Genomic DNA, 14,295 nt, shown 5'->3' with positions numbered 1-14,295 from the left:
CGCGCCGATTGCGATGGAGCAAGGTTTGCGCTTCGCGATCCGTGAAGGTGGTCGTACTGTCGGTGCTGGCGTCGTCGCCAAGATCATCGAGTAATTGATGCCCAAGATGGCGCAACAATGATTGTTGCGCCATTTGTTCTTTACCTGCTCTTTAGGAAATTCCATGCAAAGCCAACGTATCCGTATCCGCCTCAAGGCATTTGACTACAATTTGATCGACCGTTCTGCTGCAGAAATCGTTGAAACTGCAAAACGAACTGGCGCGGTTGTTAAAGGTCCCGTGCCTCTGCCAACCAGAATTCAGCGTTTCGATATTCTTCGCTCGCCGCACGTCAACAAGACTTCGCGTGATCAGCTGGAGATTCGTACGCATCTGCGTTTGATGGATATTGTCGATCCGACGGATAAAACAGTTGATGCCCTGATGAAGTTGGATCTGCCTGCAGGGGTTGACGTAGAAATTAAGTTGCAGTAACTTGATTTTTTGATAGAATAGCGGGCTCGCTGTTGCGAGCCCGTTTTTATTTTTTGCCGATCAATCGCAATCGGCCCTTTTGTAAAAGGAAATAATCATGAGTTTAGGTCTTGTAGGTCGCAAGATTGGCATGACCCGCATCTTTGCTGAGGATGGTGCATCCATTCCAGTAACGGTGCTGGATATGTCCAATAATCGCGTAGCTCAAGTCAAAACCGATGAGACTGATGGTTATACCGGCGTTCAGGTAGCCTTCGGTTCTCGTAAGGCAAGTCGCGTCAATAAGGCGCAAGCTGGGCATTTTGCCAAAGCAGGAATTGAAGCAGGTCGTGGTTTGCGCGAGTTTCAATTGACTGCTGAGCAGTTGGCTGAGCTGAAGCCTGGTTCAGTATTGTCTGTTGAGATTTTTGCTTCTGGGCAATTGGTGGATGTGACTGGTACATCCCAGGGTAAAGGTTTTTCTGGCGTGATCAAGCGCCACAACTTTAGTTCCAACCGTGCATCGCATGGTAACTCGGTTTCTCATAATAAACCGGGCTCCATCGGTCAGGCGCAGGATCCAGGTCGCGTTTTCCCTGGTAAGCGTATGGCAGGTCAATATGGTAACGTCAAGCGCACTGTTCAGTGTCTTGAGGTTGTGCGTGTCGATGTGGAGCGGCAGTTGCTACTGGTGAAGGGTGCTGTTCCTGGCGCCAAGGGTGGCGATGTTGTTGTTCGTCCGAGCGTGAAGGCAGGTGCATAATGGAACTGAAGGTTATTAACGATCAGGGCCAGGCAGTTTCCAGTTTGGCGGTGTCTGATGCTTTGTTTGGGCGTGACTATAACGAGGCTTTGGTGCATCAGCTTGTGGTTGCATATCAGGCGAATGCACGTAGCGCAAATCGCGCACAAAAAGGCCGTAGCGAAGTGGCGAAGTCTACTCGCAAGCCTTGGCGTCAAAAGGGTACTGGTCGTGCCCGTGCTGGTATGGCGTCCAGTCCTTTGTGGCGTGGTGGTGGTAAGATTTTCCCGAATTCTCCAGAGGAGAATTTTAGTCATAAGGTAAATCGCAAGATGTACCGCGCCGGTGTTGCCGCAATTTATTCGCAGTTGGCTCGTGAAGGGCGCTTGCAGGTGCTGGATAGTTTTGTGGTTGACTCCCCCAAGACAAAGCAATTTGCGGCTAAGCTCAAATCGTTGGGTTTGGAGCATGTGCTGATTATTGCTGACTCTGTTGATGAGAATCTTTATTTGTCATCGCGTAATCTGCCTCATGTTTATGTTGTCGAGCCTTCTCAGGTTGATCCTGTAAGCCTGGTTCACTTCAAAAATGTGGTGGTTACCGTTGGTGCGGTTAAGCAAATCGAGGAGATGTACGCATGAGCGCGGTTAATCAAGAACGCCTTTATCAGGTGATCCTGGCACCGATCATCTCTGAGAAAAGCACCTTCGTTGCTGACAAAAATGAACAAGTGGTTTTTAAGGTTGCAATCGATGCAACCAAGCCCGAGATTCGTGCTGCCGTAGAAGCGCTGTTCAATGTTCAGGTCGAAAGCGTGCAGGTCTTGAATGTGAAGGGTAAGCAGAAGCGATTTGGCCGGACGGTTGGTCGTCGCAAGGACTGGAAAAAGGCTTATGTTTGCCTGAAATCTGGTCAGCAGATCGAATTCGCGGCGGCGGAATAAAGGAGAAGGTCATGGCACTGATCAAAGTTAAACCGACGTCTCCTGGCCGTCGTGCAGTAATCAAGGTCGTTACGCCCAATCTACATAAGGGTGCTCCCTATGCTCCTTTGCTGGAGAAACAGCATAGCAAAGCTGGTCGTAATAATAACGGCCATGTGACTATGCGTCATCAGGGTGGTGGGCATAAGCACCACTATCGTGTGATTGATTTCCGTCGGAATAAGGATGGTATCGCGGCAAAGGTTGAGCGTATTGAATACGATCCCAACCGTACGGCTCATATTGCGTTGTTGTGCTATGCCGACGGCGAGAGGCGTTACATCATTGCGCCCAGAGGTGTAGATGTGGGAGCGCAGTTGATGAGTGGCTCCGAAGCACCGATCAAAGCGGGAAATGCATTGCCGTTGCGTAATATTCCGGTGGGTACAACTGTCCATTGTGTTGAAATGATGCCGGGTAAGGGTGCTCAGTTGGCGCGTTCGGCCGGTACTTCGGTTCAGTTGTTGGCGCGTGAGGGTAGTTACGCTCAGTTGCGTTTGCGTTCGGGTGAAATCCGGAAGGTTCATGTTGATTGCCGTGCGACGGTAGGCGAAGTGGGTCATGAGGAGCATAGCCTTCGTAAGATTGGTAAGGCTGGTGCGAATCGTTGGCGTGGTATTCGCCCGACTGTACGTGGTGTTGCAATGAACCCAATTGATCACCCGCACGGTGGTGGTGAGGGTCGTACTGGTGAAGCTCGTGTTCCTGTTAGTCCTTGGGGTACGCCAGCTAAGGGCTATCGTACACGTAGCAACAAGCGTACGAACAATATGATTGTTCGTCGTCGTTATTCGAATAAAGGATAATTGAGCCATGGCACGTTCTATCAAGAAGGGTCCGTTTGTAGACCATCACCTGCTCAAGAAGGCCGAAGCTGCACTGGCAAGTAATGACAAGCGTCCAATCAAGACTTGGTCTCGCCGTTCGACTGTTCTGCCTGATTTCGTTGGGCTGACCATTGCGGTACATAATGGCCGTCAACATGTTCCTGTTTATGTTAACGAGAATATGGTCGGCCATAAGTTGGGTGAGTTTTCGCTGACACGTACCTTTAAAGGGCATGCAGCAGACAAGAAAGCAAAGAGATAAGGTGGCGAAATGAGAGTTTCTGCTGTTTTGAAAAATGCTCGATTGTCCGCGCAAAAAGCTCGCCTGGTGGCTGATCTTGTTCGTGGTCAATCTGTTGAGCAAGCGTTGAATGTGTTGGCATTCACGCCTAAAAAGGGTGCTCGCATTATTCGTGCGGTATTGGAATCTGCGATTGCCAATGCAGAACATAACGAAGGTGCTGACATTGATACACTGAAGGTTGCGACGATCTATGTTGATAAGGGACCAAGCTTAAAACGCTTTACAGCCCGTGCAAAAGGTCGTGGTAACCGTATTGAAAAGCAGACGTGTCATATCACGCTGACTGTCGGCGATTGAGGAAGAGACAATGGGTCAGAAAATTCATCCAACGGGTTTCCGTCTGGCTGTGTTGAAAAACTGGTCTTCCAAGTGGTACGCGAATAATCTGAATTTCGCGAACATGCTTAATGAAGACATCAAGGTTCGCCAGTTCCTGAAGTCCAAACTTGGTCACGCTGCGGTTGGTAGAATCATTATTGAGCGTCCTGCAAAAAATGCTCGTATCACAATTCATAGTGCTCGTCCTGGCGTGGTGATTGGTAAAAAGGGTGAGGACATTGAGTTGCTGAAGGCTCAGTTGCAGAAGATGATGGGTGTGCCTGTTCACATCAACATCGAAGAGATCCGTAAGCCTGAATTGGATGCACAGTTGATTGCTGATAGCATCGCTTCTCAGCTCGAAAAGCGTGTCATGTTTCGGCGTGCCATGAAGCGAGCTATGCAAAACGCGATGCGATTGGGTGCTCAGGGGATTAAGATCATGAGCTCTGGTCGCTTAAACGGTATTGAGATCGCTCGTAGTGAGTGGTATCGGGAAGGGCGTGTTCCTCTGCATACGCTGCGTGCCGATATCGATTATGCTACATCTGAAGCGAAAACCACTTACGGGATTATTGGCATCAAGGTCTGGGTGTATAAAGGTGAGCACACGGGCCGTGGTGAGCAACCTGCTCCTCAGCCTGTAGAGACTGAGAAGAAGGCTAGAAAGTCTGGAGGCAGAAATGCTGCAGCCTAATCGTACAAAGTATCGTAAGGTTCAAAAGGGCCGTAATACAGGTATTGCGACACGCGGTGCTAAAGTGGATTTTGGTGAGTTTGGTCTGAAGGCTGTTGGGCGTGGTCGCCTGACTGCAAGGCAGATTGAAGCAGCACGTCGTGCAATGACTCGGCATATTAAGCGTGGTGGTCGTATCTGGATTCGCGTATTTCCAGATAAGCCAATTACCAGTAAACCAGCAGAAGTGCGTATGGGTAACGGTAAGGGTTCGCCGGAGTATTGGGTGGCTGAGATTCAGCCTGGTAAGGTTTTGTATGAGATGGATGGTGTAAGCGTTGAGTTGGCTCGTGAGGCTTTCCGGCTTGCAGCTGCTAAGCTGCCTTTCGCCACTGTTTTTGTACAGCGTCAAGTGGGGCAGTGATGAAAGCTAAAGATCTCCGTTCTAAATCGGTTGATGAGCTGCAGCAAGAGTTGCTATCTTTGTTGAAGGCGCAGTTTGGCTTGCGTATGCAGCTGGCAACTCAGCAGCTCGCTAAAACTAGCGAATTGCGTCAAGTACGTCGAGATATCGCTCGTATCCGTACCCTCATTACCGAGAAGAAAAAGGCTGCCTGATCATGAGCGAGAAAATTGTTCGCACGCTGACTGGTCGCGTCGTGAGTAATAAGATGGATAAGACAGTTACCGTTTTGGTTGAGCGCCAGGTTAAACACCCGCTCTACGGAAAGGTCATTCGTCGTTCCAAGAAGTATCACGCGCACGACGAAAATAATGAATATCGCGAAGGCGATGTCGTGACAATCACTGAGTCTCGACCCTTGTCCAAGACAAAGAACTGGGTTGTAACGAAGTTGATTGAAAAAGCTCGCTTGGCCTGATTGGTCATAGTGATAAGGGTCTTGTTTCTTTTGAGCAAGACCCTTATAATCTTGCACTTTTCGTGTTGCCTTAGAGCGTCCTTCCCCAAGCGGGGCCCAAAACTGAACCGTTTTGGTTCTCTCCACTGTTTAGGTGGAAGACGGTTTAAGTTGGAGATAAAAAATGATTCAAATGCAGTCCATTTTGGAAGTGGCTGACAATACTGGTGCGCGCACTGTAATGTGCATCAAGGTGTTGGGTGGTTCCAAGCGCCGCTATGCAAGCGTGGGCGATATTATCAAGGTCAGCATCAAAGATGCTGCTCCTCGTGGTCGCGTAAAGAAAGGCGATGTTTACAATGCTGTGGTTGTTCGCACGGCTAAAGGTGTTCGTCGTCCAGATGGTTCTCTGATTAAGTTTGATGGCAATGCCGCAGTATTGCTCAACAATAAGTTGGAGCCTATTGGCACTCGTATCTTTGGGCCAGTGACTCGCGAGCTTCGTACCGAGCGGTTTATGAAAATCGTTTCTTTGGCGCCAGAAGTTCTGTAAGGAGTGATGATGCGTAAAATTCGTAAAGGCGACGATGTCATCGTCCTGGCGGGAAAAGATAAAGGTAAGCGTGGGGTTGTTTTGCACGTTTTAGCTGAAGGCCATGTTGTTGTTGAAGGCGTCAATCTGGTTAAGAAGCACCAAAAGCCGAATCCTGTTAAAGGTTTGGCCGGTGGAATTATCGAGATTGCAAAGCCAATCGATGTTTCGAATGTTGCGGTTTTCAATCCTGCCACTCAGAAAGCAGATCGTGTTGGTTTCCGCATTCTGGATGATAATCGCAAAGTTCGCTTCTTCAAGTCGAACGGCGAACTGTTGGACGCCTAAGGGGTAATCATGGCTCGTTTGCGAGAGTTTTATACGAATACTGTTGTGCCTGAATTGCAAAAGCAGTTTGGTTACAAGTCGATCATGGAAGTGCCTCGTATTGAGAAGATAACGCTCAATATGGGTGTTGGTGAGGCCGTTGCTGATAAGAAGGTAATGGAGTTTGCGGTTGGAGATATGCAGAAAATTGCAGGTCAAAAACCCGTTGTTACCTTGTCCAAGAAGTCTATTGCTGGTTTTAAGATTCGCGATAATTATCCAGTAGGCTGCAAGGTGACATTGCGTCGCGAGCGCATGTATGAATTCCTAGATCGCCTGGTAACGGTTGCTATGCCCCGTATTCGCGATTTCCGTGGGGTGTCTGGTCGTTCATTTGATGGTCGTGGTAATTATAATATCGGTGTTCGGGAGCAGATTATTTTCCCTGAAATCGAGTATGACAAGATCGATGCATTACGTGGTATGAACATCACTATTACCACGACAGCAAAGACCGACGAAGAAGCGCGCGCTTTGCTTGCCGCGTTTAAATTCCCTTTCAAGAACTGAGGGTGACATGGCAAAGGTTTGCATGATCAATCGCGAGCAAAAGCGTCGCGAAACTGTTCAGAAATTCAATGATAAGCGTAAGAAGTTGCTGGAAATCATTAATGATGCCGGCTTGACTGACGAGGAGCGATTTGCTGCTCGCCTGCAGTTGCAAAAGCTGCCTAGAAACGCAAGTCCCGTGCGTTTGCGTAATCGCTGTGCGATTACGGGGCGGGCTCGTGGTACGTTCCGTAAGTTTGGTTTGGGTCGTACTAAGATTCGTGAAATTGCGATGCGCGGTGAAATACCGGGTGTTGTGAAGGCAAGCTGGTAATAGGGGAAGATCAAGATGAGTATGCATGATCCTATCGCCGACATGCTGACCCGTATTCGTAACGCTCAGCGTTCCGCAAAGGCAGCAGTTAGCATGCCGTCCTCAAAATTGAAAATTGCAATAGCAAAAGTTTTGAAGGATGAAGGTTATATTGATGCATTTTCTGTTACTGATTTGGGTAGCGGAAAATCAGCTTTGGAGATCGGACTGAAGTATTACGATGGCCGACCTGTCATTGATCGTATCGAGCGCGTTAGTCGTCCAGGTCTACGTGTTTACAAGGGTGTTGGAGAGATTCCACTTGTAATGAATGGTTTGGGTGTGGCAATTGTTTCCACGTCTAAGGGTGTTATGACGGATCGCAAAGCGCGTGCTACTGGTATTGGTGGCGAATTGCTGTGCGTTGTGGCGTAATGAGGTGATAAATGTCTCGTGTAGCTAAAAATCCTATCGTTCTACCCGGCAACGTGGAAGTTAAAATTACAGATGGTCAAATTTCTGTAAAGGGGCCGCTGGGTACTTTGATTCGCCCGATGACTACTGATGTTTCTGTGGTTGTTGAAGAGGGTGCAATTAAATGTGCTGCAACCAATGATGCAAAACAATCACGCGCCATGTCTGGTACTATGCGCGCACTCTTGGCCAATATGGTTAAGGGTGTTTCTTCTGGCTTCGAGAGGAAATTGACGCTGGTTGGTGTCGGTTATCGAGCTCAAGCGCAAGGTGATGTGCTGAATTTGACCCTGGGTTTTTCACATCCAGTTGCACATAAAATGCCTGTTGGTATCAAAGTGGAAACGCCTTCTCAAACTGAAATATTGATTAAGGGCGTTGATAAACAACAGGTTGGTCAGGTCGCAGCTGAAATTCGTGCTTACCGTTCTCCAGAACCCTACAAGGGCAAAGGTGTTCGTTATGCGGATGAGGTTGTGGTTCTGAAAGAAACCAAGAAGAAATAATTGAGGCTTTACCATGGATAAGAAACAGACTCGCTTGCGCAGGGCACGTAAAACCCGTGCACGCATTGCAGCGCTGGGCATGGTTCGTTTGTGCGTCATGCGCACAAATCAGCATATCTATGCACAGATTATTGATGAAACCGGCGGTAAAGTCCTCGCTAGTGCTTCCACGCTTGAAGTTGATGTGCGCAAAGACGTAGCGAATGGTGGGAATGTTGCCGCTGCTGCAGTCGTTGGAAAGCGAATTGCTGAAAAGGCTAAAGCCGCAGGAATCGAAGCTGTTGCTTTCGATCGTTCCGGCTTCAAGTATCACGGCCGTGTAAAAGCATTGGCTGATGCAGCCCGTGAAAACGGCTTGGCATTCTAATTAGAGGTTCAAATGGCTAAGAACGATTTGGAAGAGCGCTCTGACGGCCTTCGCGAGAAAATGGTCACGGTTAACCGTGTTACCAAAGTCGTGAAGGGTGGCCGTATCATGGGTTTCGCTGCATTGACCGTGGTTGGTGACGGTAATGGCGGTGTTGGTATGGGTAAAGGCAAAGCTAAGGAAGTTCCTGTTGCTGTTCAGAAGGCAATGGATGAGGCTCGCCGTAAGCTGTTTAAAGTACCATTGCGGAATGGTACGTTGCATCACACTGTTGTAGGTAAACATGGTGCTACTACTGTGTTTATGCAGCCAGCCCCGGAAGGTACAGGTATTATTGCCGGCGGCCCGATGCGTGCCGTTTTTGAGGTGATGGGTATTCATAACATTACAGCTAAATGTCATGGGTCTACCAATCCTTATAATGTTGTTCGTGCAACTTTGGATGGTTTGGCAAATATTCGTACTGCGGAGCAAATTGCTGCAAAGCGTGGGTTGACCGTGGCCGAGATTTTAGGTGAGGTGTCAAATGGCTGATGCTAGCAAAGTCAGGGTTACCTTGGTTAAGAGCCTGATTGGTCGCCTGGAGTCTCACAAGGCATGTGCTCATGGCTTGGGGCTGAAGCGTTTGAATCAAACTGTTGAAGTGATTGACACGCCTGAGAACCGAGGCATGATCAACAAGATTAGTTATTTGTTGAAGTGCGAGGGTTAAATGCAGCTGAATACTATTGCACCTGCGATTGGTGCCAAGCATGCAAAACGCCGTGTCGGTCGTGGTATCGGTAGTGGCTTAGGGAAAACTTGTGGACGTGGCCATAAGGGGCAGAAGTCCCGTAGTGGTGGCTTTCATAAAGTTGGCTTTGAGGGTGGTCAGATGCCCTTGCAACGCCGTCTGCCCAAGCGTGGTTTTGTGTCTCTGAATAAGGGATTGAATCACGAAGTTACGCTGACTAATCTTGCTAAACTTCCTGTGGACGACATTGATCCAATGGTATTGCTGCAAGCAGGTCTCGTTCCGGCAAATGCGCGTACCGTAAAAGTCATTATGTCTGGCAAGGTAGAGCGTGCAATCAAAATTCGGGGGCTGTTGGTTACTACAGGTGCTCGAAAGGCGATTGAAGCTGCTGGTGGTACGGTCGCTGAATAAATTAAGGCTATGCTGTGTCTAATTCGATTCAAAGTTCGGTAGACAAGTTTGGCGATCTCAAAAAGCGCCTCTGGTTTTTGCTGGGGGCGCTTATTGTGTATCGTATTGGCGCGCATATTCCCGTTCCCGGGATTGATCCGGATGCGCTAGCAAAGTTATTTAGTTCATCTCAAACCGGTTTGTTGGACATGTTTAACATGTTTTCCGGTGGTGCGCTAAGTCGCTTTACTGTTTTTGCTATAGGCATAATGCCATATATTTCTGCGTCAATTATTATTCAGTTGGCGTCAGAGATTCTTCCGCAGTTGAAACAGCTGAAGAAGGAGGGTGAGGCAGGGCGGCGTAAGATCACCAAATTTACAAGATATGGTACGGTCTTACTTGCTACTTTTCAGAGCTTTGGTATCGCGGTGATGCTATATAGGCAACCTGGCCTAGTTCTTACTGGTCAAGTTGAATTTTACTTCACAACTATCATTACCCTAGTTACTGGAACCATGTTTTTGATGTGGCTGGGAGAGCAGATAACAGAACGAGGGATAGGAAATGGCATTTCTCTTATCATTTGTGCTGGTATAGCGGCAGGAGTCCCATCTGCTATAGGGAAGACTTTGGCGCTTGCTAACCAAGGTTCCCTGTCAATTCCATTTGTGCTCTTTTTGTTCATTGGTGTGGCGCTAATAACAGCACTAGTAGTTTTTGTTGAGCGCGGACAGCGGAAGATTCTGGTTAATTATGCTAAGCGGCAGGTTGGTAATCGTGTGATGCAGGGGCAAAGTACTCATTTGCCGTTGAAGTTGAATATGGCCGGTGTTATACCGCCAATTTTTGCTTCGAGCATCATCCTATTTCCGGCAACTATTGCTGGATGGTTTGGTAATAGCGAACGTCTCCGTTGGCTTAAGGATGTTGGTGATGCCTTGCATCCTGGTCAACCTATTTATGTGCTTCTTTATGCTGCTGCGATAGTTTTTTTCTGTTTCTTCTATACCGCACTGGTATTTAATCCAAAGGAGACAGCGGATAATTTAAAGAAGAGTGGCGCTTTTGTGCCTGGTATTCGACCGGGCGAGCAGACTTCTCGCTATATCGAACGTATTATTCTGCGCCTTACTTTATTTGGTGCTCTGTACATCACGTTGGTTTGCCTGATCCCTGAGTTTTTGATCGTCAAGTGGAATGTTCCATTCTATTTTGGGGGCACATCATTGCTGATTATCGTTGTTGTGACCATGGACTTTATGGCGCAGGTGCAGTCTTATATTTTGTCTCAACAATATGAGAGCCTGCTGAAGAAGTCTAACTTCAAGGGCGGTTTAACCGCTCGCTGATTAAACAAACAGTAATCGCGAGATGGCGAAAGAAGATACGATTCAAATGCAGGGTGAGATTTTGGAAACTCTGCCAAATGCGACATTCCGGGTGAAACTTGAGAATGGTCATGTGGTATTAGGTCATATTTCGGGTAAGATGCGTATGCATTATATTCGCATCTTACCTGGTGACAAGGTGACTGTTGAGTTGACGCCTTACGATCTGTCGCGCGCGCGCATCGTGTTCAGAGCGAAATAGCTTTGTATCATGGGGCATAGTTCTTTAGTAGGAAAGGAACCAAGATGAAGGTACAACCTTCTGTGAAACGGATCTGCCGCAACTGTAAGATGATCCGTCGGAATGGCGTGTTACGTGTGATTTGCACGGATCCGCGCCATAAACAACGCCAGGGCTGATTGACTTCAGTCAATTGCTGGCGATACAATCGTCAACTTTTTGATATTGGGGTATTTTCATGGCCCGTATTGCCGGGGTTAACATCCCGAACCATCAACATGCAGAAATCGCTTTGACAGCCATTTATGGCGTAGGTCGTACTCGTGCGCAAATCATTTGCGATGCGGCGGGTATTGGTCGTACGACCAAAATGAAGGATCTGAGCGATGCTGACATGGACAAATTACGTGACGAAGTGGGTAAGTTTACTGTTGAAGGTGACTTGCGTCGCGAAGTTACGATGAACATTAAGCGCCTGATGGATTTGGGTTGCTATCGTGGTTTGCGCCATCGCCGCGGGTTGCCGGCCCGTGGTCAGCGCACACGGACAAATGCGCGTACCCGTAAAGGGCCGCGTAAAGCAATTGCAGGTAAGAAGTGATATCAGGTAGTACACACATTAAGGAATAAGTAATGGCTAAAGCATCTACTGCCCGTGTGCGTAAAAAGGTGAAAAAGAGTGTGAGCGAGGGCATTGTCCATGTTCATGCATCTTTTAATAACACCATCGTTACCATCACGGACCGCCAAGGCAACGCCCTGAGTTGGGCGACCTCGGGCGGTGCTGGTTTCAAAGGTTCTCGTAAGTCCACACCATTTGCTGCGCAGGTTGCAGCCGAGGCAGCTGGCAAAGTGGCACAAGAGTATGGTGTGAAGAATCTCGAGGTGAGAATCAAGGGGCCAGGGCCGGGTCGCGAATCCGCTGTTCGTGCTTTGAATGCACTGGGTTTCAAGATCACCAGCATTTCTGACGTTACGCCGGTTCCGCATAATGGCTGCCGTCCTCCTAAAAAGCGTCGTATTTAATATTGGAGAAGAATTGTGGCTCGTTATATTGGACCGAAGTGTAAATTGTCCCGCCGTGAAGGCACAGATCTGTTTCTGAAGAGCGCTCGTCGCGCATTGGATACGAAGTGTAAGTTGGATTCTGCTCCTGGCCAGCATGGGCAGAAAACACCACGTTTGTCAGACTTCGGTTTGCAGTTACGTGAAAAGCAAAAAATTCGTCGAATTTATGGCGTTTTGGAGCGTCAATTCCGCAATTATTTTGCAGAAGCTGAGCGTCGTAAGGGTTCAACTGGCGAAAATCTGTTGAAGCTGCTTGAGTGCCGTTTGGATAACGTGGTTTATCGTATGGGTTATGGGTCTACTCGTGCTGAAGCACGCCAATTGGTCAGCCATAAATCGATTGTTGTTAATGGCAATGTTGTGAACATCCCTTCCTATCAAGTTAAATCGGGGGACGTTGTCGCTGTTCGCGAAAAGGCTAAGAAGCAAGTCCGTATCGTGGAGGCGTTGGCATTAGCTGAGCAGATCGGTTTTCCTTCATGGGTTCAGGTCGATTCGAAAAAAATGGAAGGCGTGTTCAAATCGGTACCTGAGCGTGCTGATCTTGCGGGCGACATCAACGAACAACTCGTTGTTGAATTCTACTCGAAGTAACCTGCAACCAGACAAGGAAGGGCTATGCAAAGCAGTGCTACTGAATTCCTGAAACCGCGCATTGTTGACGTCCAGAACATCTCCCCGTTTCAGGCGAGAGTTGTTATGGAGCCATTTGAGCGCGGCTACGGTCATACGCTGGGCAATGCGCTGCGTCGGGTTTTGTTGTCATCCATGCCCGGTTATGCACCGACAGAAGTGAAAATCGATGGTGTGCTGCATGAGTATTCAGCTCTGGATGGCGTGCGTGAGGATGTCGTCGATATTCTGTTGAATCTAAAAGGCGTCGTACTCAAGTTGCATAACCGCAGTTCTGCTTTGTTGTCCTTGAAAAAGGATGGCGAGGGGATTGTTACTGCCGCTGATATCGAAACTACACACGATGTGGAAATCCTCAACCCGGAGCATGTTATTGCCAATCTCTCTGCAGGTGGTAAGTTGAACATGGAGATCAAGGTTGAGCAGGGGCGAGGCTACGTACCTGCCACTGTGCGCGCCAAAGATGATGAAAATCGTTCTATTGGTAGCATCCTGTTGGATGCGTCCTTTAGCCCTGTACGTCGCGTTGCCTTCAGTGTCGAAAGTGCTCGTGTCGAGCAACGTACTGATCTTGATAAGTTGGTTATTGATATTGAGACCAATGGCGTGATTGAGCCGGAAGAGGCAGTGCGTTTTGCGGCGCGTACTTTAGTAGATCAGCTGTCAGTCTTTGCCGATTTGAAAGGTACAACTGTTGAAGTTGAGCAGCCGCGAGCACCACAAATCGATCCGATTTTACTGCGCCCGGTTGACGATCTTGAGTTGACTGTTCGTTCGGCAAACTGCTTGAAAGCGGAAAATATTTATTATATTGGTGACCTGATCCAGCGCACCGAAACCGAGTTGTTGAAAACACCTAATCTCGGCCGTAAGTCTTTGAACGAAATCAAAGAAGTGCTTGCCTCGAAAGGATTGACGCTTGGAATGAAGCTGGAAAACTGGCCGCCAGTCGGTTTGGAAAAACCGTAAGGAAAGGACACGACAATGCGTCATCGTTTGAGCAATCGCAAACTCAACCGCACTAGCAGCCATCGTTTGGCACTTCTGCGCAATCTTGCGAATGCACTATTGAAAGAAGAAGTGATTAAAACAACCCTGCCTAAGGCGAAGGAATTGCGCCGTGTGGCCGAGCCATTGATCACTTTGGGTAAGAAGCCTTCTTTGGCTAATCGTCGTTTGGCATTCGATCGCACACGTGATCGTGATGTGGTGGTCAAGTTGTTCGATGTACTGGGCCCTCGCTATGCAAATCGAAACGGCGGTTATCTGCGTATCCTAAAGTGCGGCTTCCGGCAGGGCGATAATGCGCCAATGGCATATATCGAGTTGCTGGATCGGCCTGTGGAAGCTGAAGCTGCTTCTATCGAAGAGTAATGAAGTGAATTTTGTATTTTTCAACTTCCCTTTGTCGATGTCATATTTTTAAGTGGTAGCTTAGAGGTTGTAGGAGAAAGGGGCGTTTTAACGCCCCTTTTTGTATTGAGGTGATCTACTCTGAATTGACGTTGTTTCCTGCGCGCGACGTTCCCCCGTTTTCAGTAGCAGTCGGCTTTAGAGTCCGAGGCTAATTTTGACCTTTCCCCGTTAGGTATCCCAGTCTTTAATTAGCAACCTGGGTCCTCTGTTGGTGGTACTTCTGCCGGAATTCTTCCGGCGTTAAATATC

General features: G+C 48.3%; 30 protein-coding genes. All 30 read left to right on the top strand.

Annotation, left to right across the window (positions count from 1 at the left end; genetic code table 11):
- Positions 1 to 94, top strand: a 94-nt coding sequence (locus tag HNQ59_RS18630; RefSeq protein WP_081413055.1) for an EF-Tu C-terminal domain-related protein, incomplete at its 5' end; no start/stop codon positions are given.
- 69 nt (positions 95 to 163) lie between these two features.
- On the top strand, positions 164 to 475 hold the full coding sequence (gene rpsJ / locus HNQ59_RS18625; protein WP_137939988.1) for a 30S ribosomal protein S10: 312 nt from the start codon (positions 164 to 166) through the stop codon (positions 473 to 475).
- 97 nt (positions 476 to 572) lie between these two features.
- On the top strand, positions 573 to 1,217 hold the full coding sequence (gene rplC, locus HNQ59_RS18620; protein WP_184041900.1) for a 50S ribosomal protein L3: 645 nt from the start codon (positions 573 to 575) through the stop codon (positions 1,215 to 1,217).
- On the top strand, positions 1,217 to 1,837 hold the full coding sequence (gene rplD, locus HNQ59_RS18615; RefSeq protein ID WP_184041899.1) for a 50S ribosomal protein L4: 621 nt from the start codon (positions 1,217 to 1,219) through the stop codon (positions 1,835 to 1,837). The genes rplC and rplD overlap by 1 nt, the downstream gene beginning before the upstream one ends.
- Positions 1,834 to 2,139: a 50S ribosomal protein L23 gene (gene rplW, locus HNQ59_RS18610; RefSeq protein WP_184041898.1), complete on the top strand. Its 306-nt coding sequence runs from the start codon at positions 1,834 to 1,836 to the stop codon at positions 2,137 to 2,139. The genes rplD and rplW overlap by 4 nt, the downstream gene beginning before the upstream one ends.
- Before the next feature lie 11 nt (positions 2,140 to 2,150).
- Positions 2,151 to 2,984 (top strand): 50S ribosomal protein L2, encoded by an 834-nt coding sequence (gene rplB, locus HNQ59_RS18605; protein ID WP_184041897.1) that lies wholly within the window; start codon positions 2,151 to 2,153, stop codon positions 2,982 to 2,984.
- A gap of 7 nt (positions 2,985 to 2,991) precedes the next feature.
- Positions 2,992 to 3,267, top strand: coding sequence for a 30S ribosomal protein S19 (rpsS, locus tag HNQ59_RS18600; RefSeq protein ID WP_184041896.1), 276 nt, complete (start codon positions 2,992 to 2,994; stop codon positions 3,265 to 3,267).
- A gap of 9 nt (positions 3,268 to 3,276) precedes the next feature.
- Positions 3,277 to 3,606, top strand: a complete 330-nt coding sequence (gene rplV, locus HNQ59_RS18595; protein WP_184041895.1) for a 50S ribosomal protein L22 — start codon at positions 3,277 to 3,279, stop codon at positions 3,604 to 3,606.
- Positions 3,607 to 3,616: 10 nt separating this feature from the next.
- Positions 3,617 to 4,324: a 30S ribosomal protein S3 gene (gene rpsC / locus HNQ59_RS18590; RefSeq protein WP_184041894.1), complete on the top strand. Its 708-nt coding sequence runs from the start codon at positions 3,617 to 3,619 to the stop codon at positions 4,322 to 4,324.
- Positions 4,311 to 4,727 (top strand): 50S ribosomal protein L16, encoded by a 417-nt coding sequence (rplP, locus tag HNQ59_RS18585; RefSeq protein ID WP_184041893.1) that lies wholly within the window; start codon positions 4,311 to 4,313, stop codon positions 4,725 to 4,727. Before rpsC ends, rplP begins: the two co-directional genes overlap by 14 nt.
- Complete coding sequence (gene rpmC / locus HNQ59_RS18580) at positions 4,727 to 4,921, top strand: 50S ribosomal protein L29 (RefSeq protein WP_184041892.1); 195 nt, start codon at positions 4,727 to 4,729, stop codon at positions 4,919 to 4,921. Before rplP ends, rpmC begins: the two co-directional genes overlap by 1 nt.
- A 2-nt stretch (positions 4,922 to 4,923) precedes the next feature.
- Complete coding sequence (gene rpsQ / locus HNQ59_RS18575) at positions 4,924 to 5,184, top strand: 30S ribosomal protein S17 (RefSeq protein ID WP_184041891.1); 261 nt, start codon at positions 4,924 to 4,926, stop codon at positions 5,182 to 5,184.
- Between the two features lie 163 nt (positions 5,185 to 5,347).
- Positions 5,348 to 5,716 (top strand): 50S ribosomal protein L14, encoded by a 369-nt coding sequence (gene rplN / locus HNQ59_RS18570; protein ID WP_184041890.1) that lies wholly within the window; start codon positions 5,348 to 5,350, stop codon positions 5,714 to 5,716.
- A gap of 9 nt (positions 5,717 to 5,725) precedes the next feature.
- Entirely contained in the window at positions 5,726 to 6,043 is a 318-nt protein-coding gene (gene rplX, locus HNQ59_RS18565) for a 50S ribosomal protein L24 (RefSeq protein ID WP_184041889.1), read from the top strand.
- Between the two features lie 9 nt (positions 6,044 to 6,052).
- The gene (rplE, locus tag HNQ59_RS18560) at positions 6,053 to 6,592 is read left to right on the top strand and encodes a 50S ribosomal protein L5 (protein WP_184041888.1); all 540 of its coding nucleotides are present in this window, start codon (positions 6,053 to 6,055) and stop codon (positions 6,590 to 6,592) included.
- Between the two features lie 7 nt (positions 6,593 to 6,599).
- Entirely contained in the window at positions 6,600 to 6,905 is a 306-nt protein-coding gene (rpsN, locus tag HNQ59_RS18555) for a 30S ribosomal protein S14 (protein ID WP_184041887.1), read from the top strand.
- Between the two features lie 15 nt (positions 6,906 to 6,920).
- Positions 6,921 to 7,319 carry a 30S ribosomal protein S8 gene (rpsH, locus tag HNQ59_RS18550; RefSeq protein ID WP_184041886.1) on the top strand — a complete coding sequence of 133 codons (399 nt, stop codon included), beginning with the start codon at positions 6,921 to 6,923 and terminating at the stop codon, positions 7,317 to 7,319.
- A gap of 11 nt (positions 7,320 to 7,330) precedes the next feature.
- Positions 7,331 to 7,864, top strand: a complete 534-nt coding sequence (gene rplF / locus HNQ59_RS18545; RefSeq protein ID WP_184041885.1) for a 50S ribosomal protein L6 — start codon at positions 7,331 to 7,333, stop codon at positions 7,862 to 7,864.
- Between the two features lie 13 nt (positions 7,865 to 7,877).
- Positions 7,878 to 8,231 carry a 50S ribosomal protein L18 gene (rplR, locus tag HNQ59_RS18540; protein WP_184041884.1) on the top strand — a complete coding sequence of 118 codons (354 nt, stop codon included), beginning with the start codon at positions 7,878 to 7,880 and terminating at the stop codon, positions 8,229 to 8,231.
- A 12-nt stretch (positions 8,232 to 8,243) separates the two neighbouring features.
- A complete protein-coding gene (gene rpsE, locus HNQ59_RS18535) occupies positions 8,244 to 8,765 on the top strand; it encodes a 30S ribosomal protein S5 (protein WP_184041883.1) in 522 nt (173 codons plus the stop codon).
- The gene (rpmD, locus tag HNQ59_RS18530) at positions 8,758 to 8,943 is read left to right on the top strand and encodes a 50S ribosomal protein L30 (RefSeq protein WP_184041882.1); all 186 of its coding nucleotides are present in this window, start codon (positions 8,758 to 8,760) and stop codon (positions 8,941 to 8,943) included. The genes rpsE and rpmD overlap by 8 nt, the downstream gene beginning before the upstream one ends.
- Complete coding sequence (rplO, locus tag HNQ59_RS18525; protein ID WP_184041881.1) at positions 8,944 to 9,378, top strand: 50S ribosomal protein L15; 435 nt, start codon at positions 8,944 to 8,946, stop codon at positions 9,376 to 9,378. It abuts the gene before it with no gap.
- Between the two features lie 14 nt (positions 9,379 to 9,392).
- Positions 9,393 to 10,709, top strand: coding sequence for a preprotein translocase subunit SecY (gene secY / locus HNQ59_RS18520; RefSeq protein ID WP_343074322.1), 1,317 nt, complete (start codon positions 9,393 to 9,395; stop codon positions 10,707 to 10,709).
- 22 nt (positions 10,710 to 10,731) lie between these two features.
- Positions 10,732 to 10,950 carry a translation initiation factor IF-1 gene (infA, locus tag HNQ59_RS18515; RefSeq protein ID WP_077296113.1) on the top strand — a complete coding sequence of 73 codons (219 nt, stop codon included), beginning with the start codon at positions 10,732 to 10,734 and terminating at the stop codon, positions 10,948 to 10,950.
- A gap of 44 nt (positions 10,951 to 10,994) precedes the next feature.
- Positions 10,995 to 11,108, top strand: coding sequence for a 50S ribosomal protein L36 (gene rpmJ, locus HNQ59_RS18510; RefSeq protein ID WP_137940010.1), 114 nt, complete (start codon positions 10,995 to 10,997; stop codon positions 11,106 to 11,108).
- A 59-nt stretch (positions 11,109 to 11,167) separates the two neighbouring features.
- Entirely contained in the window at positions 11,168 to 11,530 is a 363-nt protein-coding gene (gene rpsM / locus HNQ59_RS18505; protein WP_184041880.1) for a 30S ribosomal protein S13, read from the top strand.
- A 32-nt stretch (positions 11,531 to 11,562) separates the two neighbouring features.
- Positions 11,563 to 11,955, top strand: coding sequence for a 30S ribosomal protein S11 (gene rpsK, locus HNQ59_RS18500; protein ID WP_137940012.1), 393 nt, complete (start codon positions 11,563 to 11,565; stop codon positions 11,953 to 11,955).
- 15 nt (positions 11,956 to 11,970) lie between these two features.
- Positions 11,971 to 12,591, top strand: coding sequence for a 30S ribosomal protein S4 (rpsD, locus tag HNQ59_RS18495; protein WP_184041879.1), 621 nt, complete (start codon positions 11,971 to 11,973; stop codon positions 12,589 to 12,591).
- A 24-nt stretch (positions 12,592 to 12,615) separates the two neighbouring features.
- Positions 12,616 to 13,599, top strand: a complete 984-nt coding sequence (locus HNQ59_RS18490; protein ID WP_184041878.1) for a DNA-directed RNA polymerase subunit alpha — start codon at positions 12,616 to 12,618, stop codon at positions 13,597 to 13,599.
- Positions 13,600 to 13,614: 15 nt separating this feature from the next.
- Positions 13,615 to 14,004, top strand: coding sequence for a 50S ribosomal protein L17 (gene rplQ / locus HNQ59_RS18485; protein ID WP_184041877.1), 390 nt, complete (start codon positions 13,615 to 13,617; stop codon positions 14,002 to 14,004).
- Positions 14,005 to 14,295 lie beyond the last annotated feature (291 nt).

The organism is Chitinivorax tropicus (genome assembly GCF_014202905.1).
GTDB lineage: Bacteria > Pseudomonadota > Gammaproteobacteria > Burkholderiales > SCOH01 > Chitinivorax > Chitinivorax tropicus.
The sequence above is the reverse complement of the archived record's forward strand: the minus strand, read 5'-3'. Positions and strand labels throughout refer to the sequence as shown.